At 63.9% G+C, this 20,788-nt stretch carries 17 protein-coding genes and 1 pseudogene; 5 read left to right on the top strand and 13 right to left on the bottom strand.

Features of this window, described 5'->3' with window-relative positions; translation table 11 throughout:
- Positions 1-20: 20 nt before the first annotated feature.
- From ACWUKX_RS20460 to ACWUKX_RS20445, 4 genes are all read left to right on the top strand, one after another.
- Positions 21-1,085, top strand: a complete 1,065-nt coding sequence (locus tag ACWUKX_RS20460) for an ABC transporter ATP-binding protein (RefSeq protein WP_095517252.1) — start codon at positions 21-23, stop codon at positions 1,083-1,085.
- Positions 1,086-1,255: 170 nt separating this feature from the next.
- Positions 1,256-2,806, top strand: a complete 1,551-nt coding sequence (locus tag ACWUKX_RS20455) for a cation:proton antiporter (RefSeq protein ID WP_456008660.1) — start codon at positions 1,256-1,258, stop codon at positions 2,804-2,806.
- 97 nt (positions 2,807-2,903) lie between these two features.
- On the top strand, positions 2,904-3,830 hold the full coding sequence (locus ACWUKX_RS20450) for an endonuclease/exonuclease/phosphatase family protein (protein ID WP_456008659.1): 927 nt from the start codon (positions 2,904-2,906) through the stop codon (positions 3,828-3,830).
- Positions 3,827-4,672 (top strand): EamA family transporter, encoded by an 846-nt coding sequence (locus ACWUKX_RS20445; protein WP_456008658.1) that lies wholly within the window; start codon positions 3,827-3,829, stop codon positions 4,670-4,672. Before ACWUKX_RS20450 ends, ACWUKX_RS20445 begins: the two co-directional genes overlap by 4 nt.
- Position 4,673: 1 nt before the next feature.
- Here the strand turns inward: ACWUKX_RS20445 and ACWUKX_RS20440 are convergent.
- From ACWUKX_RS20440 to ACWUKX_RS20380, 13 genes and pseudogenes are all read right to left on the bottom strand, one after another.
- Positions 4,674-4,970 (bottom strand): annotated as a pseudogene (locus tag ACWUKX_RS20440) (Dabb family protein); the annotation flags it as partial.
- 27 nt (positions 4,971-4,997) lie between these two features.
- Complete coding sequence (locus ACWUKX_RS20435; protein ID WP_456008656.1) at positions 4,998-6,626, bottom strand: GMC family oxidoreductase; 1,629 nt, start codon at positions 6,624-6,626, stop codon at positions 4,998-5,000.
- A gap of 12 nt (positions 6,627-6,638) precedes the next feature.
- A complete protein-coding gene (locus ACWUKX_RS20430; protein WP_456008654.1) occupies positions 6,639-7,400 on the bottom strand; it encodes a 3-ketoacyl-ACP reductase in 762 nt (253 codons plus the stop codon).
- Positions 7,397-8,899 (bottom strand): GMC oxidoreductase, encoded by a 1,503-nt coding sequence (locus ACWUKX_RS20425; protein ID WP_456008653.1) that lies wholly within the window; start codon positions 8,897-8,899, stop codon positions 7,397-7,399. The genes ACWUKX_RS20430 and ACWUKX_RS20425 overlap by 4 nt, the downstream gene beginning before the upstream one ends.
- A gap of 5 nt (positions 8,900-8,904) precedes the next feature.
- Positions 8,905-10,020, bottom strand: coding sequence for an ABC transporter ATP-binding protein (locus tag ACWUKX_RS20420; RefSeq protein ID WP_202366049.1), 1,116 nt, complete (start codon positions 10,018-10,020; stop codon positions 8,905-8,907).
- A gap of 4 nt (positions 10,021-10,024) precedes the next feature.
- Positions 10,025-10,966, bottom strand: coding sequence for a carbohydrate ABC transporter permease (locus tag ACWUKX_RS20415; protein WP_456008652.1), 942 nt, complete (start codon positions 10,964-10,966; stop codon positions 10,025-10,027).
- On the bottom strand, positions 10,963-11,919 hold the full coding sequence (locus ACWUKX_RS20410) for a carbohydrate ABC transporter permease (protein WP_456008651.1): 957 nt from the start codon (positions 11,917-11,919) through the stop codon (positions 10,963-10,965). The genes ACWUKX_RS20415 and ACWUKX_RS20410 overlap by 4 nt, the downstream gene beginning before the upstream one ends.
- A 165-nt stretch (positions 11,920-12,084) precedes the next feature.
- Positions 12,085-13,338 (bottom strand): ABC transporter substrate-binding protein, encoded by a 1,254-nt coding sequence (locus ACWUKX_RS20405; RefSeq protein WP_036262246.1) that lies wholly within the window; start codon positions 13,336-13,338, stop codon positions 12,085-12,087.
- 59 nt (positions 13,339-13,397) lie between these two features.
- Entirely contained in the window at positions 13,398-14,909 is a 1,512-nt protein-coding gene (locus ACWUKX_RS20400) for an aldehyde dehydrogenase family protein (RefSeq protein WP_456008650.1), read from the bottom strand.
- Between the two features lie 25 nt (positions 14,910-14,934).
- On the bottom strand, positions 14,935-15,711 hold the full coding sequence (locus tag ACWUKX_RS20395) for an enoyl-CoA hydratase/isomerase family protein (protein ID WP_456008648.1): 777 nt from the start codon (positions 15,709-15,711) through the stop codon (positions 14,935-14,937).
- Positions 15,704-17,305 (bottom strand): acyl CoA:acetate/3-ketoacid CoA transferase, encoded by a 1,602-nt coding sequence (locus ACWUKX_RS20390; protein ID WP_456008647.1) that lies wholly within the window; start codon positions 17,303-17,305, stop codon positions 15,704-15,706. The genes ACWUKX_RS20395 and ACWUKX_RS20390 overlap by 8 nt, the downstream gene beginning before the upstream one ends.
- Positions 17,302-18,318 (bottom strand): Gfo/Idh/MocA family protein, encoded by a 1,017-nt coding sequence (locus ACWUKX_RS20385; RefSeq protein ID WP_456008646.1) that lies wholly within the window; start codon positions 18,316-18,318, stop codon positions 17,302-17,304. The genes ACWUKX_RS20390 and ACWUKX_RS20385 overlap by 4 nt, the downstream gene beginning before the upstream one ends.
- Entirely contained in the window at positions 18,315-19,358 is a 1,044-nt protein-coding gene (locus tag ACWUKX_RS20380) for a LacI family DNA-binding transcriptional regulator (RefSeq protein ID WP_456008645.1), read from the bottom strand. Before ACWUKX_RS20380 ends, ACWUKX_RS20385 begins: the two co-directional genes overlap by 4 nt.
- 240 nt (positions 19,359-19,598) lie before the next feature.
- Here ACWUKX_RS20380 and ACWUKX_RS20375 point away from each other — a divergent pair, with 240 nt between their 5' ends.
- Positions 19,599-20,753, top strand: coding sequence for a dihydrodipicolinate synthase family protein (locus tag ACWUKX_RS20375; RefSeq protein ID WP_456008644.1), 1,155 nt, complete (start codon positions 19,599-19,601; stop codon positions 20,751-20,753).
- The last annotated feature ends 35 nt before the right edge of the window (positions 20,754-20,788 follow it).

Raw genomic sequence — 20,788 nt, 5'->3', positions numbered from 1 at the left:
TACTGACCGAAAGAAAAGCCATGGCCGAGCCATTCCTCTCCATCCAGCAGGTGCGAAAAGCCTTCGGCGCCACTACCGTCGTCCAGGACTTCAATCTCGACGTCGAGCCGGGCGAATTTGTCTCCTTCCTCGGGCCATCGGGCTGCGGCAAGACGACGGTGCTGCGCATGGTCGCCGGCTTCGAGGAGCCGAGCGCCGGCAAGATCGTGGTGGCCGGCAAGGACATCACCCGGCTCAAGCCCAACCAGCGCAATGTCGGCATGGTGTTCCAAGCCTATGCGCTGTTTCCGAACCTGACGGTGGCGCAGAACATCGGCTTCGGGCTGAAGGTCGCGGGCATGCCAAAGGCCGATGCCGACAGGCGCGTTGCCGAGATGCTCGAGCTCATCAAGCTGCCGCAGATGGGCGACCGCTATCCCTATCAGCTCTCCGGCGGCCAGCAGCAGCGTATCGCGCTGGCGCGGGCCATCGCGCCGAAGCCGAAGCTCCTGCTGCTCGACGAGCCGCTGTCGGCGCTCGACGCCAAGGTGCGCGTGTCGCTGCGCGAGGAAATCCGCTCGATCCAGAAGAAGCTCGGCATCACCACCGTCTTCGTCACCCACGACCAGGAAGAGGCGCTGTCGATCTCCGACCGCATCGCCGTCATGTATGGCGGCAAGGCCGAGCAGGTCGGCACGCCGTTCGAGATCTACAACCGGCCGGCGACCAAGTTCGTTGCCAATTTCGTCGGCACGCTGAACGTGCTCGAAGGCACCGTCACCGACGCGGCGTCGGGCAAGGTGCGCGTCAACGCGCAAGAGATCTCGCTGCAGGGAAAGCTCAACGGCTCCAAGTCCGGCGACACGCTGTCGTTGGCGCTGCGGCCCGAGGCGATTTCGCTCGGTCGCCATCCCGGCCGTGACGCCAGTCTTTCGGGCGAGATCACCGAAGTGCATTTCCTCGGTTCGGTCATCCGGGTTCGCGTCGGCATCGGCGGCAGCACGGTATCGCTCGACACGTTCAACAGTCCGGCCACCCCGCCGCCCGCCGTCGGCGAAAAGGCCGAGATTTCCTTCTCGTCGGGCGACATGCTGGTGCTGCATTAGGGAAAGTGAATGGTGAATAGTGAATAGCAAGAAGGCGCTTTACGCGCCGAAACGTCTCTGCATGCAACCATTCACCATTCACCGTTCACCATTCACCATTCACATTAGCCAAAGCCGGTCGCCGTTTTTTTTGCAGTGCCAATCGCCCGGCTTCACCGGTACGGTAGGGGATGGCGCTTTTCGAGCTGACCCTTATTCTTCTGCTGATCGCCGTCGCGCTGACGGCGCTGTCGCGGCGTCTCCAGGTTCCTTATCCTTCGTTGCTGGCGTTGGCGGGCGCCGGCATCGCATTCCTGCCGTTTGCGCCGACCATCGAGATCGATCCCGAACTGGCGCTCGCTTTGTTCATCGCGCCGGTGCTTCTCGATGCTGCCTACGACACGTCGCTGCGCGATCTCAATCGCTACAGACTGCCACTTGCCTTGCTGGCGCTTGGCGCCGTCGTTTTCACCACTGCTGCCGTGGCGCTTGTCGGATGGACAATGGCAGGCTTGCCGATCGCCGCGGCAATCGCCCTCGGCGCGATCGTGGCGCCGCCCGATGCCGTCGCAGCGTCGGCCGTGCTTGGACAGTTCAAGGTGCCGCATCGCGTCACCGCGATCCTGCAAGGAGAAAGCCTGCTCAACGATGCCACGGCACTCCTGATCTACCGCATGGCGGTTTCCGCTGCTGCCGGCTCCATCCTGCTGAGCAGCGCGGTTCCGATGATCTTGCTGTCGACGGTCGGCAGCCTTGCCGCTGGTTATGTGCTCGGCCGGCTGTCTCTCGTCACCCTCAGTCGCATCAGCGATCCGGCAAGTGGCACGGTGGTGCAATTTGCCGGGACTTTCGGCGTCTGGATCATGGCCGACAAGATCGGGCTCTCCGCCATCATTACGATCGTCGTCTATGCCATGACCATCGCGCGCACCGCGCCGCGCCGCATGCCGGCCAGAAATCGCGTCAGCTCCTACTCGGTTTGGGAGACGGCTGTCTTCGTGCTGAACGTTCTGGCCTTCGTCCTGATGGGACTTCAGGCACGATTGATCGTCGGCCGGCTGGCCGAGCAGGGGCAGGTCGAAGCGTTCGTCTTCGCCGCAGCCGTGCTGGCTGTCGTCATCGTCTCGCGCCTTGTCTGGGTTCTGGGATGCGGCGCGATCATCAGGTGGCTTGCCGCCTTCGGTGACGCGGAACGGCAGGCTGAAGCCCCGTCGTTCCGCGGCGGCGTGCTGATCGGCTGGTGTGGCATGCGTGGTCTGGTCACCCTTGCGGCAGCGTTTGCCTTGCCGACCGACTTTCCGGGGCGCGACCCGATCGTGCTCGCCGCCTTCTCGGTCGTTCTCGGCACATTGGTGCTGCAAGGCATGAGCCTGAAGCCGCTGCTGCGCTTGCTGCGTCTCGATCCGGACGAAACTGTCGACCGCGAGGTCGCGCAGGCACGCGTCGCCATCATGCAGGCAGCGCTGGACGTGTTGAGCGGCAAGACATCGAATGCCGCGGCCGTGGTCCGCGAGCAATTTACCGCGCAGCGTACGATCGCTGAAAACCCGGAGGACGCCCAGGCAGCGACCGAGTACGACAGATTGCGTCTCTATGCGATAAAGAGCCAGCGTGACGCGCTGGAACAGCTGCGTATCGACGGCACGATCGGCGATGAAGCGTATCATCGCCTGGAGGAGGAAATCGACTGGTCGGAATTGGCCGCCTCTCCGCCGGGACGATTCCAGCCGCTGACGACTTAGCTGCGCGCTGTCTGGCCCAAGCTCTCTCCATCCGGCTGCACATTGCAACCAATTCGCCAAACCGCTACTGCCATCACGAAATTGAGCCGGTTAAGCAATGAAGCTGGTCAGCTACAACATCCAGTACGGTTTCGGGAGCGACGGCCGTTACGATCTCGCGCGCTCCGCCGAGGTTGTCGCTGGCGCAGACATCATCGCGTTGCAGGAAGTGGAACGGCACTGGCTGCGCAGCAACGAAGATGACCAGCCGGAAATCCTTTCCCGGCTACTGCCGGAATACCATTGGGTTTATGGGCCGGCCTTCGATATGGACGCCAGCGAGCGACATGACGGTCGCATCGTCAACCGGCGGCGGCAATTCGGCACCATGATCCTGTCCAAGCTGCCGATCGTCTGGTCGCGCCTGCACACGTTGCCGCTGCGCCGCACGGTGTGTCCCCTCAACACCCGCAACGCGGCGCTTGAATGCATGATCCGCACCCCTGCCGGTCCGGTGCGGGTGCTGTCGCTGCATCTCGCGCATATCGCCGTCGAAGAGCGGCTGGAGCAGATCGATTACCTGCTCGCCGAGCATCGCCGTGCACCGTCCGACGGCGGCCCGTGGAGCGGCGCCGATGACGAACCCGAGCGCAATTGGAGCAATGGCGAGCCGGAGCCGGAAAACCCGCTGGCGGCGATCTGGATGGGCGATTTCAACATGGAGCCGGGCAGCGCCGAGTGCCGGCGCATAGTCGGCAGCACGCCGTACCATCGCGGTGCTGCCTATCTCGACGGTTTTGTCGATGCCGCCGCTGTCGCCAGCGAACCGACGGCGGATTTCCATACCCATGTGAAGACCATCGACGGCAGGCTGGCAAAGCGCCGGCTCGACCATTGCTTCGTCGGCGGGATGTTGGCGGGCCGCGTGCGGTCGGTCAGTGCCGATATCGACGAAATCGCCTCGGACCATTTTCCGCTGCGGGTCGACATCGACCTGGAAACGCCGTTCACAACGGGGGCCGGAGGCGGGATGACCCGCCGATGAGCTTGTTCGTCTTCTTCGCGGTGCTTGCCGCCGCCGCCATGCACGCGATCTGGAACGCGCTGGTCAAGGTCCATCTCGACCGCTTCCTGTCGATCACGCTGATGACGCTCGGCATGGGCGCCGTTGCGCTTCTGGCTCTGCCATTTGTCGAGGTGCCGAAGTCGGAAGTGTGGCCCTATATCATCGCCTCGGTGGTCTTCCACATGGGTTACAGAACGTTTCTGATCGGCGCCTATAAGGCCGGTGATTTCGCGCAGACCTATCCGCTGGCGCGCGGCACCGCACCGCTGCTTGCAGCACTTGGCGGCATGGTGGTTGTCGCTGAAGTTCCGACACCGCTGGCCATCATCGGGATCGTTCTTTTGTCGGCCGGGACGCTGGTGCTGTCGTTTCGCGGCGGCGCGCATCTGGAAAGGCTGAACCCGCGTGCCGTCAGCTTTGCGCTGGGTACATCGATCTTCATCGCCAGCTATACGCTTTCAGACGGCAGCGGCGCGCGGCTGGCCGCAACTGCATCGAGCTATGCGGCATGGCTGTTCGTCTGTGATGCGGCATGGGCGCTGGTGCTGTGCCTGATCTTTCGCGGACCAAAGGCGCTGCCGGTGCTGGCGCGCGACTGGAAGGCGGGCGTGTACACCGGCGTGCTCAGCGGCGCCGCCTACTGGATCGTGATGTGGGCGATGACCAAGGCGCCGATCGCCTCGGTCGCGGCGCTGCGCGAAACCTCCATCCTGTTCGCCATGATGATTTCGGTGTTTGCGCTCGGCGAGAAGATGACGGGATGGCGCGGTGCCGCCGTGCTCAGCATTGTTGCCGGGGTGGTCGCGCTGAGGCTCGGGTAAGCTAAGCGCTTATATCCAGATCGAACACCGTCAGTCCATCCGTGCCGCCTTCAAGCGCCGCGACCAGCCGGGCGCCGGCTCGGCTGTGAGCCTCATGCATCAGATAGGCGTCGCGTGCTGCGGCATCGCGGAAGTCGATGGTGAAGCCGTGCGTGAAGCCGCGCGCGAACGGTTCTGGGCTGGTGTTGGCGCTGAATTCGACCGTGCCCATGCCGTCGATCAGCCGTCGCAATGCTTCGAGAGCGGCATGGATTGCCGCTCGCTCGTCGTCGGTGACGTCATTGCGGAATCGAGCGAAGACACAGTGCCTGTCATTCTTGGGATCTCATGCCGCTTGGTTGGTGGAAAACACGGCCGGCGGCAGCGGTTCGCGGCCAAGGATCAGATCGGCGCCTTTTTCGCCGACCATGATCATCGGTGCATTGGTGTTGGAGGAGGGGATGCGCGGCATCACCGAGGCGTCGCAGACGCGCAGACCCTCGATGCCGCGCAGCCTGAGGTCGGGCGTTACCACGCTCATCGCGCCATAGCCCATGCGGCAGGTGCCGACAGGGTGGTGGTCGGTCTTGGAACTGCGGCAGGCATAGTCGAACAGCTCCTCGTCGCTGGTGAGTGTCCGTCCCGGCAGCACCTCGCGCAGCACGTAAGGGGCAAGCGCCTTCTGCCGCATGATCTCGCGCGCCAGCCTGAGCCCCTTGATCGACATGTCGCGATCGTGGGGATCAGCCCAGTAATTCGGATCGATCAGCGGGCTGTCGGCCGGGTCGGCACTGTTCAGCCGTACTGTGCCGCGTGAACGCGGGCGCAGGAAGGCCGAGTTCAGCGTCACGCCCGGATTTTTCAGTTTCTCGACGCCCGCCTCGATGCCGGAGCCGAGGCCGAGATGGAGCTGGATATCGGGCGAGGCGGCGGTCGGATCGGCGTACCAGAAGCCGCCGGTCTCGAACAGGCTGGAGGCAACCGGTCCCTTCTTGAGCAGCAGATACTGCAGGCCGGCCCACACCGTCCGGTGCAGCTTGGCGTAGTTGTCGTAGGTGTGGTCGCCGGTGCATTCGGCAATGACGAACAGGTCGAGATGGTCCTGCAGGTTGGAACCGACACCGGGCAGGTCGTGGACCGGCGTCACGCCGACCGACTTCAGTTGGTCGGCCGGGCCGATGCCCGACTGCATCAGCAGCTTCGGCGAGCCGATGGCGCCGGACGAGACGATCACTTCGCGCTCGGCGCGCAGGATCGTCGGCTGACCGCCCGGCCTGTCGATGATCTCGACCCCGACGGCGCGGCCTTTGTCGATGACGATGCGCGTCACCAGCACATTGGTCCTGACGGTCAGGTTCTTGCGCTCGCGGATCGGCCTGAGATAGGCAACCGAGGCGGAGGAGCGCCTCGCGTCCTTCTGCGTCAATTGATAGTAGCCGACGCCTTCCTGGGCTACCCCGTTGAAGTCCGGATTGAACGGAATGCCTATCTCCTGTCCGGCGCGGAAATAGGCTTCACAGATCGGCAGCGGCGCAATCGGGTTCGAGACGCCGAGCGGGCCCTGATCGCCGTGAAAATCGTTGGCGTAGCGCTGGTTGTTCTCGGCCCGCTTGAAATAGGGCAGCACGTCGCGATAGCCCCAGCCGACAAGGCCTTCTTCCTTCTCCCAGGCGTCGTAATCGCGGGCATTGCCGCGCGTGTAGATCTGAGCGTTGATAGAGGAGCCGCCGCCGATCACCTTGGCCTGCGTGTATCGAAAGACGCGGTTCTTCATGTGCCTCTGCGGCACGGTCGACCAGCCCCAGGCGGCAATGCCCTTGGTCATCTTGGCGAAGCCGGCCGGCATATGGATCAGCGGATGCCAGTCCTTGCCGCCGGCCTCGAGCAGCAGCACCTGATGCGAGGGATCTTCGCTCAGCCGGTTGGCGAGGACGCAACCGGCCGGGCCGGCGCCGACGATGATGTAGTCGGTCATGGCGTCACCTGTTCACAGCCTCGGCACCGACAGTGCGCCGTCAACATTGATGATCGAGCCGGTCGAAAAGCCGAGCTTGCCGCCGACGAGTGCCGCCACCGCGGCGCCGACATCGGCGGCTTCGCCCCAGCGCTTCGCCGGCACCAGCCCGCCGTCGATCAACGCGTTGTATTTGGCGGTTACGCCTGATGTCATGTCGGTGCGGATGATGCCCGGCCGCACCTCGAACACACCGATATTTTCGGCGGCGAGCCGCAGCGCGAGGGTCTTTACCCACATCGAAAGCCCAGCTTTGGAGATGCAATAGTCGGCACGTTCGGGCGAGGCCATTTCGGCGCTGACCGAGGTGATGGTGATGATCGATCGGGGGTAATCACCCGGCGTTGCAAGCATCGCCCTGGCAACGGCCTGGCTGAGGAAGACGGTGCCGCGCAGATTAATGCTGAGGATCCGGTCGAAATTGTCCGGTCTCAGTTCCAGCAGGTCGCCGCGCACGACCGCACTGATGCCGGCATTGTTGATCAGGCAATCGATGCGACCGAAGGCACTTGTCGCGGCATCGACCAGCGCTGCATGGCTGTCGAGATCGGCGATGTCGCCGCAATGATAGGCGAATTTCGCGCCGTGGGCGGTGATGTCAGCGGCAAGTCGGTCGGCGGCTTTTTCGGCAAGGTCCACGACAAAGAGGTCGAAGCCCGCATCGGCCAGCGCTGCGGCGCAAGCGAGGCCGATGCCGCGTGCGCCGCCGGTGACGATGGCTGCCGGGCGGGTCATGCGACAAGCTCCGTCTTGCGGATGTGGTCGGCGACGCGCAGTGCTTGTGCTGCGATCGACAGCGCCGGATTGACCGCCGCCGAGTTCGGCAGGAAGCTAGCGTCGACGACAAACAGGTTCCGGTGGTCGAACGAGCGGCAGAACGGGTCGAGCGGCGAGGTCGCCGGATCGTCGCCCATCTTGACCGTTCCGCACTGATGCGACGGCGTGCGCTTGTCGAAAGGCCGCGAAAGGACGATCGGATAGCCGCAGGCACGGAAATTCTCGCGCATCACCTTGGTCAGCCCGTCGAGCGACTGCATGTTGGAGCGCCGCCACTGCATGACGATATCCTTGCCGTCGACCATGATGCGGCTTTCGGGATCGGGCAGGTCCTCGCACATCAGGTACCAGTCGACGGCGTGGCCGGCCATGAAGTCCAGCGCGAATTTGGGTGCAAGCCTGACGTTGGCCCTCAGGATATGGCCGTCGATCTTGCCGAGAAGCTGGACGTTGCCGAGCGGCTTGCCGCCTTTGCCGTCGGACAGATAGTAGTCGTTGAGCATCAGCGTCTTCTGGTAGACGGATGTGTTCCTGCGGCGCGGATCGATCGCCAGCATAGCGCTCGAATTGTGGTTCATGAAGTTGCGGCCGACCTGGTCGGAACGGTTGGCGAGGCCCTTGCCGTCAGGAGAGGGCGAGCGCAGCAGGATGACCGCCGAATTGACCGCGCCGGCCGAGAGAATGACCAATTTCGGCGTCACTTTCTTCAGCGTGCCATTCTGGCGATAGTGAACGGCGGCGATCGTTCTGACATCCGATGACGCTTCGAGATATTCGACATGGGCACTGGTCTCGAGCTCGACGTTCCGGTCGGCAAGTGCCGCCGCCAGCGGCCCCGTTTGGGCGTCGACTTTGCCGGCTCCGGTGTTGGGAAATGCGTCCCAGCCTGTCTTGCCGTCCTTTAGCCAGGCATCGATGTCGACACCGAGCGGCAGCGATGCCGGGTGCAGGCCGAGGCCCTTGAGTTCGGCTCGGGCGCGGGCGATGGGCGGCTCGTCCGGCACCGGCCCGAAGGCATAGGGAATGGAGTGGAACGGCTCGGTCGGGTCTTCGCCGAGTGCGCCGCGCACGCGAAAAAGCTGCTCGGCTTTGGAGTACCATGGCTCGAACTCCTCATAGGAGAACGGCCAGGCCGGCGAGATGCCGCCATAGTGCTCCATGGCGGAAAAGTCTTGCCTGCGGTAGCGGATCAGCACTGCGCCATAGAATTTCGAATTGCCGCCGACATAATAGTAGTTGCCGGGATTGAACGCAGCACCCCCGGCCTCGCGCCACATTTCCTTCGGCCGGTAGTGGCCGTCGACGAAGATGGCGCGCGTGTCGCGCGTGTGCGGCGTTGTCGGCAGCTTCTCGCCGCGCTCCAGCATCAGGATCGAGGCGCCGCTGCCGGCAAGGCCGGAAGCGATCGTGGCGCCGCCGATGCCGGAGCCGATGATGACGATGTCCGGGTTTGTCATGGCTGTCAGAGGATACGGTTCTCGGTCGCCGGATCGAAGAACACCGCCTTGGTCAGGTTGAAGGCGAGCGGCGTGCTGGTGCCCGGCTGGATGTTGGCGTCGGCGCGCAGACGCGCCACCACAGCCTTGCCTCCCAGGTTGGTGACGGCGAAAGTGTCGGAGCCGGCCGGTTCCACGACCTCGATGTGACAGTCGGCGGTGGCGATGTTCGATGCGTTGCGTTCGGCCCCTTCGGGATCGGTCAGCGCCTCTGGGCGAACGCCGAAGATGATCGGCCTGTCGTGGAATGCCGACAGACCCGTCGGCGCATCGGCCAGCGGCAGCGAGATCGGCTCGCGCGCCTCGCGCTGCAGCACCACGGACAATGCATTGCCGTTGCCGCCGATCGTCGCCGGAATCAGGTTCATGGCCGGCGAGCCCATGAAGTCGGCAACGAACAGATTGGTCGGATTGTTGTAGATTTCGGCAGGCGTGCCGAACTGCTGCACCTCGCCGTCGCGCATCACCGCGATCTTGGTGGCCAGCGTCATCGCCTCGATCTGGTCGTGAGTGACGTAGACGATTGTCGTGCCGGTGGTTGCATGCAGGCGCTTGATTTCGATGCGCATATCGACGCGCAGCTTGGCGTCGAGATTGGAGAGCGGCTCGTCGAAGAGAAAGAGCTTGGGGTCGCGAACCAGCGCCCGGCCCATGGCTACGCGCTGGCGCTGGCCGCCGGAAAGCTGGCTCGGCTTGCGCTGCAAGAGGTGGCCGATCTGCAGCACTTTCGCCACCTTGTCGATCGCCTTCTGGCGCTCCTGAGCCGGAACGCCGCGCATTTCCATGCCGAAGGCAATGTTTCCCGCGACCGTCATGTTTGGATAGAGCGCGTAGCTCTGGAACACCATGGCGATGTCGCGCTTCGAGGGGTGGAGATCGTTGATCGTCCGTCCGTCGACACGGATTTCGCCTTCGGTGATGGTTTCCAGGCCGGCGATGGTGTTGAGCAAGGTCGACTTGCCGCAGCCGGACGGGCCGACCAGCACGAGGAAGCCGCCCTTTTCGAGATCGAGGTCGATGCCCTTCAGGATCTCGACCGATCCGAACCGCTTCCTCAGCCCATCAATTTCGAGAAAAGCCATGCGATTATCCTTTGACGGCGCCGGCCATCAGGCCGCGCACAAAATAGCGGCCAGCGACCACGTAGACGAGCAGGGTCGGCAGTGCGGCGATCATCGCCGCCGCCATGTTGACGTTGTATTCGACGACGCCGGTCGAGGTGTTGACGACGTTGTTCAGCGCCACAGTCATCGGCATCGCGTCGCCGGTGCCGGCATAGGCCGAGGCGAACAGGAAGTCGTTCCAGATGTTGGTGAACTGGTAGATGACGGTGACGACGAAGATCGGCATCGAATTCGGCAGCATGATGCGCCGGAAAATCTGGAAGAAGCTGGCGCCGTCGACCTGTGCCGCCTTGACCAGTTCGGTCGGGAAGGCCTCGTAATAGTTGCGGAAGAACAAGGTGGTGAAGCCGAGCCCATAGACGACGTGGACAAAGACCAGGTTGACCGTCGGATTGCCCAAGCCGAATGAAAATCCCGTGGCGTTTCGCAGCGTCACGCCGAAGCGGCCGAGGCTGCCGAGGATCGTCGCCATCGGCAATAGCACCGACTGGAACGGGATGAAGCAGGCAAACAGCATCAGTCCGAAGACCAGCGTGTGGCCGCGGAAGCGCCATTTGGTCAGGACATAGCCGTTGAGCGCGCCGAGCAATGTCGAGATCAGCACCGCCGGAACCACCATCTTGATGGAGTTCCAGAAATAGCCCTTGATGCCGGTGCAGGTCAGGCCGACGCAGGTCTCGCCCCACGCCTTTAGCCACGGCTCGAAGGTCGGCGCCTGCGGCAGTGCCAGCATGTTGCCGTTCTGGATCTCGTCCATCGTCTTGAACGAAGTCACCAGCATGACGAACAGCGGCATCAGGTAGAACAGTGCGAACAGCGCCAGCAGGCCGTAGATGACGATGCGGTTGACGGTCCTGGCGCTGATGCCAGTGCTCTGGCGAGCGGGCGTGCAAATGACGCTCATCGCGGCCGCTCCCTGAGCTCGGAATAGAGGTAGGGCACGATGATCGCGGTGATGGTCATCAGCATGATTACGGCGCTGGCCGAGCCGACGGCCATTTCGTTTCGCTTGAAGGTGTACTCATACATGAAGTTCGAAGGCAGCCAGGCCGAACCGCCCGGCCCGCCGCTGGTCAGCGCTACGACCAGATCGTAGGACTTGATGGCGAGGTGGGCGAGCACGATGAAGGCCGAGAGGAACACCGGCCGCAGCAGCGGGATGACGATCCGGCGATAGAGCTGGAAAGTGGTGGCGCCGTCGATCTGCGCCGCCTTCATGATCTCGCCGTCGATGCCGCGCAGGCCGGCGAGGAACATTGCCATGATGAAGCCGGACGCCTGCCAGACGCCGGCGATCACCACGGTGTAGATGACGAAATCCTTGTTCTTGATCCAGTCGAAATGGAAGCTCGTCCAGCCCCACTGGTGCAGCGTCTGCTCGAGGCCGAGGCCGGGATCGAGGAACCATTTCCAGGCGACGCCGGTGACGATGAAGGATAGCGCCATCGGGTAGAGGTAGATCGGCCGCAACATGCCTTCGCCGCGGATCTTCTGGTCGAGCAGGATGGCTAGGAAAAGGCCGATCGCCAGGCAGATGAAGATGTAGAGAAAGCCGAAAATGCCCATATTGGTGATCGACGTGTACCAGCTCGAAGGCGGGTCGCTCTCGAAAGTCCAGCGCCACAGCCGCTGATAGGCGCGCGGCCCTGATATGGCATAGGACGGGAAGGTCTTGGAGTTGGTGAAGGACAGATAGACCGTCCACAGGATGAAGCCGTAGACGAAGACGATGGTGATCGCAAAGCTTGGCGCCAGTACGATCTTCGGCAGCGCGTCCTGCAGGCGCGAACGCACCGAGGCGCGCGGGCGCGCATTATGCTCAGGCGTCAGCTTGATCTGGGTCGCGACCGTTGTCATGGGCTCCTCCCTCTCGGGGTCCCTTCACCGCCAGGCGGGGAAGGATAGCCCCGTCGAGACGGGGCGTGTTGGTTGATCGCCGGCGCCATTCCGACCAGAGGCCGACCATCCTGGCTTGGTGGAACCTTCCCCACCGGAGCGGGGAAGGTCCTTTCATGCCGGTTCTTATTTGGCGTCTTCGATTGCGTTAACCAGCTGGGTCACGGCCTCGTCCGAGGTCTTGATCTGGCCGTGGACGAATTTCGAGACGACGTCCTTATAGGCATTGGCGACGGCCGGCGGCGCGCCATAGCCTTGCGCCAGCGAACCGAACAGCGTGCCGCCTTCGTTGGCGGCCTTCAGGTCGGCCATGCCCTTCTTGCCGCAAGCGTCGAAGTCAGTGTCGGGCACGTCGGTGCGGGCCGGGACGGAGCCCTTGACGACGTTGAAAGCCGACTGGAAGCTCTTCGACAAAGTGGCGGTGGCTAACGCAACCTGGGCGGCCTTGCGGTCCTCCGGAACGTCGAACATGCCGAACATGTCGGAGTTGTAGACCACGCTGCCGTCGGTGCCCGGGAAGCGGTAACACAGGAAGTCGGTGCCCGGGGTCTTCTTGGCGGCGTTGAATTCGCCCTTGGCCCAGTCGCCCATGACCTGCACCAGCGCATCGCCCTTGATGACCATGGCGGTGGCAAGGTTCCAGTCGCGGCCGGAGAAGTTCGGGTCGACATAGGTGACGAGCTTGGCAAGGTTGTCGAACGACTTCTTCATCGTGTCGGACTTGAGCTGCTCCTCGTCGAGGTCGTTGAAGGCCTTCTTGTAGAACTCAGGTCCGCCGGTCGACAGCACGACCGAATCGAACATGGTGGCTTCCTGCCAGTTCTGGCCGCCGAGCGCGAGCGGGATGACGCCCGCCGCCTTGGCCTTGTCGAGCAGCGCGATGAATTCGTCGAAGGTCTTGGGCTCGGTGCCGCCGATCTTATCCATCACCGCCTTGTTGATCCACAGCCAGTTGACGGAGTGGACGTTGACCGGAGCCGCGACCCACTTGCCGTCATAGACCGAGAATTTCTGCAGGGCGGCCGGAACGGATTTGTCCCAGCCTTCCTTTACCGCCGTCTCGGTCAGGTCGCCCATCACGCCGGCCGCGGCATAATCGAGTACGGTATAGCCGAGCATCTGGGAGGCGGTCGGGTAGTTGCCAGCCGCGACCATCGCCTTCAGCGCGGTCATGGCGGCGTCGCCGCCGCCGCCGGCCACGGGCACGTCCTTCCAGGCAAAACCTTGCTTGGCCAGATCCTCCTTGAGCACGTTCAAAGCAGCCGCTTCGCCGCCAGACGTCCACCAATGCAGCATCTCGACTTCCTTGACGTCCTGAGCGTGAGCCGCGAACGCAAGACCCGAGCCGAGAGCCGTTCCGATAAGCAATTTGCGCAACATGTACTTCCTCCCTTGTTGCAGCGACACGACCGGCGGTTGTCCGCCGGGTTCTTCCCAACTCAGCCGACCCACCATCCGGTGCGCTGGCCGCGATGAAACTGGATCGTCTTTTCCTCGGTATAGTCCTCGACGGCGCGCTTGCCGAGTTCGCGTCCGAGACCGGACTGCTTGTAGCCTCCGAAAGGCAGCTCGGGATAACCTTCCATGAACGTGTTCACCCAAACGGTTCCCGAACGCACATTCCGCGCCACCGACATGCAGGTGTCGATGCTGGCGCTCCACACACCCGCCGATAAACCATAGGGCGTGTTGTTGGCGATGCGCAACGCGTCTTCAATCGATTCAAACGTCAGTACCGAGAGCACCGGGCCGAACACTTCTTCACGTGCAATGGCCATGTCTTCGGTGACGCCGCGAAGGATGGTCGGGTCGAGATACTGACCGGCACTGGAGGCGATCTGCTTGCCGCCGCTATAGACGCTGCTGCCGTCGTTTGCCGCCGCCGCCACATAGCCGGTCACCTTGGCCAGGTGCTCGGAAGAGATCATCGCGCCGACCTTGGTGCTGATATCGAGCGGATCGCCGACGGTGACCCTTGCGGTGAGCGCCTTCACTGCGCCGAGGAAGTCGTCGGCGATCGCCTCGTGGACGATCAGCCGGCTGCCGGCGTTGCAGCATTCGCCGGCGTTGAAAAAGCCGCCGAACACCGCCGCGTCGGCCGCCGCTTCGAGGTCGGCGTCTGGAAAGACGATCTGCCCGTTCTTGCCGCCGAGCTCCATCGAGACTTTCTTCAGAGAGTTCGCAGCCGACGCCATGGTCATCTTGCCGACCCGGGTGGAGCCGGTGAACGACACCATCTCGACCAACGGATGGCTGACCATCGGCGCGCCGACATCCGCGCCCAGGCCAGCGAGGATGTTGACGACGCCATCCGGCAAGCCGGCCTGCATCAGGATGTCGCCGAGCACGAAGGTCGAGGCCGAGGTCATCTCGCTCGGCTTCACCACCCCCGTGCAGCCGGCGGCGAGCGCGAACGGCAATTTCTGGCTGACGATGAGGAACGGAAAATTCCACGGCGTGATGATCGAGACGACGCCGATCGGTTCGCGCAGCACGACGCCCAGCATGGCGTCGCCGAGATTGGCATAGCTTTCGCCATGGAGCGTGCGGGCAAGCGCCGCGGCATAGCACCAGATGTCGACGGCGCCGCCGATCTCGCCGCGCGCCTGGGCGATCGGCTTGCCGGATTCCAGCGCGTCGAGCCGGGCAATCTCCTCGAGCCGCGCCTCGATCAGGTCCGCCGCCTTGAGCAGGATCGCGGCGCGCTCTGCTGCCTTCATGCGCGGCCACGGGCCGGTCTCAAAAGCCTTGTGCGCGGCGGTCACCGCCGCCTCGACTTCGGCCGCGCCGGCTTGTGCATAGCGCGAAACGGTGAAGCCGTGGCCGGGGCTGTTGCGCTCCAGTGTGCGGCCGTCGCGGGCATCGACGAACTTGCCATCGATCAGCAGCCGGTAGGTCTTCGGTGCTGCGGATGCCTCGGCGGGCATGGCGATGGTGAGGGGCAAGTTCATGTGATTTCCAGGTTCCGCATGCTTTTTAGGATCTTGAAAACGCTGGTTTCTGCTTAGTCTTGAAAGCGTCGATGCCGGCCTTGAGGTCGCCGGTCAGCGCGATGAAGCCGCTGGCCAGCGCCTCTGTCGCGGCAGCACTTTCCTCGCCCTCGGCGACCGCGATCATCAGCTTGGCGGCCTCCGTTGCCAGCGGGCCGCGCTCGGCGATCTTGCCGGCCCAGGCCTTGGCCTCGATGAACGCCTTGCCCGTGTCGACCACCCGGTCGACGATGCCCAGAGCGAGTGCATCGGCCGCCACGAACGTCTCGCCGCCGATTGCCATGCGCCGCACCGTCTGCGCGCCGAAGCGGCGCACCGCGCGCTGCGTGCCGGACCAGCCGGGCACCACGCCGATCGAGGTTTCCGGGAAGCCTAATTTCACCTGCGCCTCGGCGACGCGGAAGTCGCAGGCGACCGCCAGTTCAAGCCCGCCGCCCAGCGCATGGCCGGACAGCACGGCGATGGTCGGCTGCCGTAGCCGCGCCAGCCGGTCGAAGACGCGGTGGCCATAGCGCACCCATTGCACCTGAAAATCGGCGGCACTCATTCGCGACCACGCTTCGACGTCGCCGCCGGCGCAAAAGCCCTTGCCTTCGCCACACAGCAGCACGACGCGGACGCCGTCCGCGGCCTCGGCCGTATCGAGCGCGGCTTCCAGCGCGCGCAGCATCGGGATGTCGATCGCGTTGAATTTCTCCGGCCGGCGCAGCGTGACGATGCCGAGGTCGCCGTCGGTTTCAAAGGTGACGAGACGCTCAGCCATGCGCGCCTCCAAGCGGGGCGCCGCCATTGAGCGACAGTCCGATCGGCCGGTCACGATAGAGCGCGTCCGGTGTCACTTTCAGGTCGTTGGCGACATCGAGCGGGATCTCGGCCTGCGCCAGCACGTCGCGCTGAAGGTCGATGCCGGGTGCCAGCTCAGTCACCATCAGCCCATCCGGCGTCAGCTTCATGACGCAGCGTTCGGTGACATAGGTGATGTCCTGCCCTTGCGCGACGGCGCGCTTGCCCGAGAAGGAGATATGCTCAACCTCGCCGACCACCTTCTTGACCTTGCCTTCCCCGTCGATGCGGATGCCGCCATCGGCCAGCGACAGCTTGGCGCCGGCATTGAAGAAACCGGAAAACACGATCTTCTTCGCCCGCGCGGTGATATCGACGAAGCCGCCGGCGCCGGCGGTGACGTGCGGCCTCGCTGAAAGCTTCGACACGTTGACCGAGCCGTAGCGGTCGATCTGCAGGAAGGACAACAGCGACGCGTCGAAACCGCCGGCCTGGAAGTAGATGAACTGGTGTGGCGAAGGCATGAAGGCGTCGGCGTTCGACGAGCAGCCGAACTTGAAGTCGAGCAGCGGCACGCCACCGACCGCGCCCTGTTCGATCACCCAGGTGACCTTGCCGTGCTGGCCTTCCTCGAGAAGGATGCGCGGCACATTGGCCGAGATGCCGAAGCCGATGTTGACCGCCATGCCGGCGGCAAGCTCCATGGCGACGCGGCGGGCAATGACCTTCTGGACATTCATTTCGGCGTTGCGGAAGCTTGACAGCGGCCGGAAGATCTCGCCCGAGATGGCCGGGTCGTAGGGTGTCAGTGTCGTCTGCAACTGATCGGCCGCGACCACGATGTGGTCGACCAGCACACCGGGCACGCGCACGTCGTGCGGTTTCAGCGTGCCGTTCTCGACGACGCGCTTGACCTGCGCGATGACAATGCCGCCGTTGTTACGGGCGGCGAGCGCCTGTTCCAGCCCGCCGAGATAGGCGCCCTCATGCTCATAGGTGAGGTTGCCGCGCTCATCGGCCGTCGTCGCCCGGATGATCGACACATCAGGCACGATCGAGCGGAAATAGAGCCATTCTTCGCCGTCGAACTGCTGCACCGAAACGATCGGCTCGCTCGCGGCCGCATTCATGGCGCAGCCCTGGTGACGCGGATCGGCGAACGTGTCGAGGCCGACCTTGGTCAGCACGCCGGGGCGCTTGGCGGCGGCCTCGCGATGCATGTCGAACAATATGCCTGAGGGCACGTTGTAGGCGGCGACCGAATTGTCGCCGATCATCTTCCAGATCTGCGGCGGCTCCGAAGATGACGGGCCGGAGGGATAGGAGCCGCACAGCGTCCGCCTCAACAGGCCGGGCTTGGCCAGATGGTCGATGCCCTTGATGCCGTACATGTCGCCGGCGGCAATCGGGTGCAGCGTCGTGATGTTCTTCGGATGGCCTTCTGCCTCGAAACGCTCGCCGATGGCGGCAAGGACCGCATCCGGGCAGCCGAGACCGCTCGACGACGACACGGAAACGACCATGCCGTCCCTGATCAGGCTGGCGGCTTGCGCTGCGGAGACGAGCTTGCTCACCCTGCGCCCCCGAGTTTCGGATCGATCGCGGCTGATTTGCCGGACTTGGCGGATTGCAACGCCGCTTCGGCTGATGTCAGCGACCAGACGCCGTCCTCGCCGGTGGCCGACGGCTGGCCTTCGCCACGGATCGCCGCATGGAACTGGCGCAGGGAACGGACATAGAGATCTTCGCGGTCGAAGCTCAATTCCTCCTCGCCCTTTGCCGTGCGCAGCAGCACAGAGCCGATCGGCTTCTGCGTCATCACATCCTGCGCGATCAGGGAGCCTTCGCTGCCATGCACCTCGAAGCCGGTGCCGGCGAATTTGGTAGTGAAACCCTCATGCGATTGGGCGATGACGCGCGATTTGAAGCGCCAGATGCACATGGCGCCGTCCTCGAGGCCGCCGGCGGCCATGCCTGCGGCCTGGGTGAACGCCGAAACCTCGAGCGGATCGTCGCCGAGCACGAAGCGCAGCGTATCGGCGTCGTGCACCGTAATGTCGAGCACCACGCCGCCGCCGGCTTCCGGCCTGGTGATACGCCAGCCCTGCAGATTCTCAGGCAGATAGACGGAGTGGAAGACGCGCGCGGCAATCGGTCTGCCGATGCGGCCGGCGGCGATGGCTTCGCGCATCGCCCGGTGCGAGCCGGCATTACGCAGATGGTGGTTGGTGCCGAGCACGATGCCGGCAGCTTTGGCGGCGGCGACCATTGCGCGCGCATCGGCGCTGGTCAGCGCCAACGGCTTTTCGCACAGCACATGTTTTCCCGCCCTGATGGCGGCTAGTGCCTGTTCGAGATGCAGTTCGTTGGTGGTCGAGATGTAGACGGCGTCGATGTCGGAGCCGAGCAATTCATCGAGCGTCGAGACGGCAAGCGGAATGCCGTTCTCCTTGGCATAGGAAGTGGCGCGCTCCGGGCTGGAACTCATCACCGCCGCGATCTCGTTGTTCGGTTGCGCGCGGATGGCGTTGATCATGAATTGCCTGGCGATCGTGCTTGCGCCGATCAGTCCCCATTTGACGGTCATGCCGCGTCTCCCATTCCAGCACGGCGATCAGGACCGCAACTGTCCCTGATGACAAGGTTGACGGCGCCGATATGGTCCTCGGCGCGCGTGGTGCGCGACTGGATCATCTTCAGCATGACATGGGCGGCGCGCTCGCCCAGGCCTGCCGAATCCACCGCGACGCTGGTCAGCGCCGGCATGTAATGCTGGGCTTCGATCACGTCGTCGAAGCCGACGACGGCGAAATCCGCACCGGGCTCGAGGCCGCGCTTGCGCAGCGCCAGCATGACGCCGAAGGCGACCGCATCGTTGAAGCACAGCGCCGCGGTCGGCGGCTCGGCCATCGCGAGAGCTGTTTCCAGGCAGGCAATGCCGCCCTTGCGGCTGGTTTCGCCTTCGACGACCAGTGTATCGCGCTTGGCGATGCCGAGCGCCTCGCGGGCCTCACGAAATCCGCCCAGCCGCTCATGATAAACCACCAGGTCCGATGAGCCGCCGAAGAACGCCAGCCGGCGATGCCCTTTGCGGATCAGATGGGCGGTGGCGAGCCAGGCGCCGCGATGATTGTCGGGCGCGATCACCGGAATGCGGCTTTCAGGAAGGCGGCGCATGGTGAAGACGATCGGAAGGCCCGCCATTTCGATGCGGCGGAACGCACCGGGAGTCGTGCCGCGCGCCGGCGAGACGATCAGGCCGGCGACACCTTGCTCCATCAGCGATTTCAGCACTTCTTCCTGGCGCACCGGGTTCTCCGCCGTGTTGGCGATGAACGGCACGACGCCCGCCGACTGGAAGACACGCTCCATGCCGACCGCCATTTCGGCGAAAAACGGGTTGGTGAGATCGTTGATGACCATGCCGATGACGTTGGAATGGGCCTTGCGCAGATTGGCGGCACCGCGGTTGTAGACATAGCCGACATCCTCGATCGCCTTGCGGACCTTCAGCGCGGTCTCAGGCCGGATCAGATCGCTGCCCTGCAACACGAGCGACACCGTCGACTTGGACACGCCCGCCTCGCGGGCAATGTCGAGTATCGTCGCCTTGGGCCTGCTGGCCATCCAGATCCGTCCTCCCGGTATTTTCTGGTCAGATTATTGGAACGTTCTAATTCCGGGCTGGATTTGAGTCAATCAGGATTTTCCCGAATTCAGAAAAACGAGTTCTCAGCAGTTAATGGCTCCACTTTAAGGGTATTTCTCTCTGCGTGCAGCATTTTGGCGCCGTGGACTGAGAAATCGTAGAAGGTTGATTTTTTGGAACGTTCCATTTATACGGGTGCGCGATCAAGGGAGAGATCGATGGACATTGCCTTGCCCGAGGACGGCGGTCGCGGCACTCGCTACCGCCTTGTCGGCCAGCCGGCACAGCCGGTGATCGGCGCGCGGTTTTCCCGCATCGCCTATGCCGCCGCCCATGTCGTTGCCGACCCCCTCGCGATGACCGATCCGTGGTCTCATCCAGCGGTCGACTGGGAGCGCACGATGGCGTTCCGCCATCATCTGTGGCGGCTCGGCTTTCGTATCGCCGAGGCGATGGATACCGCACAGCGTGGCATGGGTTTCGACTGGACAAACGCCAGGGAATTGATCCGCCGCTCGACCGCCGAGGCGCGAACCGTCGACGGCGCCGATCTCGCCTCGGGTGCCGGAACAGACCATCTGGCGCCAGGGACCGTCAGGTCGCTCGACGATGTCATCGCGGCCTATGAAGAGCAGTTCGGTTTCATCGAAGGCCTGGGCGGCAAGGCGATCATGATGGCCAGCCGCGCGCTAGCGGCTGTCGCCAAGGGTCCCGACGATTATATCAGCGTCTATGACCGCATCCTGTCTCAATCGTCCGGCAAGGTCATCCTGCACTGGCTGGGCGACATGTTCGATCCGGCGCTGAAGGGTTATTGGGGCAGCCCTGATTTCGACACCGCGCTCGACACGGTGATCGCCGTCATCGAAAGCCACGCCGGCAGGGTCGAGGGGATCAAGATATCGCTGCTCGATGCCGGCAAAGAGGTTGCCCTGCGCAACCGGCTGCCTGAAGGGGTCGTCATGTTCACCGGCGACGATTTCAACTACCCCGAGCTGATCGCCGGCGATGGCGAAAGACATTCGCACGCGCTGCTCGGGATTTTCGACGCCATCGCGCCGGTCGCCAATGCCGCGCTGGCGAAACTGGCCGACGGCGACCGCGCCGGCTATGACGCGCTGATGGCGCCGACGGTCCCTCTGTCGCGGAAAATCTTCGAGGCGCCGACCGAGTACTACAAGGCCGGTATCGTCTTTATGGCGTGGCTGAACGGCCACCAGGATCATTTTTCGATGGTCGGCGGCATGCAATCGGCGCGCGGCATTTGCCACTACGCCGATGTGTTCCGCCTTGCCGACCAGGCCGGGTTGCTGGCCGACCCGGAGCTTGCCGTCGCAAGAATGAAGAGCCTGTGCGCCGTGGCGGGTGTCTGACCGCCATACCACAAGAAGAGTTCGTCCAAGTCTCC

This window comes from Mesorhizobium sp. f-mel (assembly GCF_053850215.1).
This window is presented reverse-complemented; position numbering and strand designations above follow the sequence as displayed.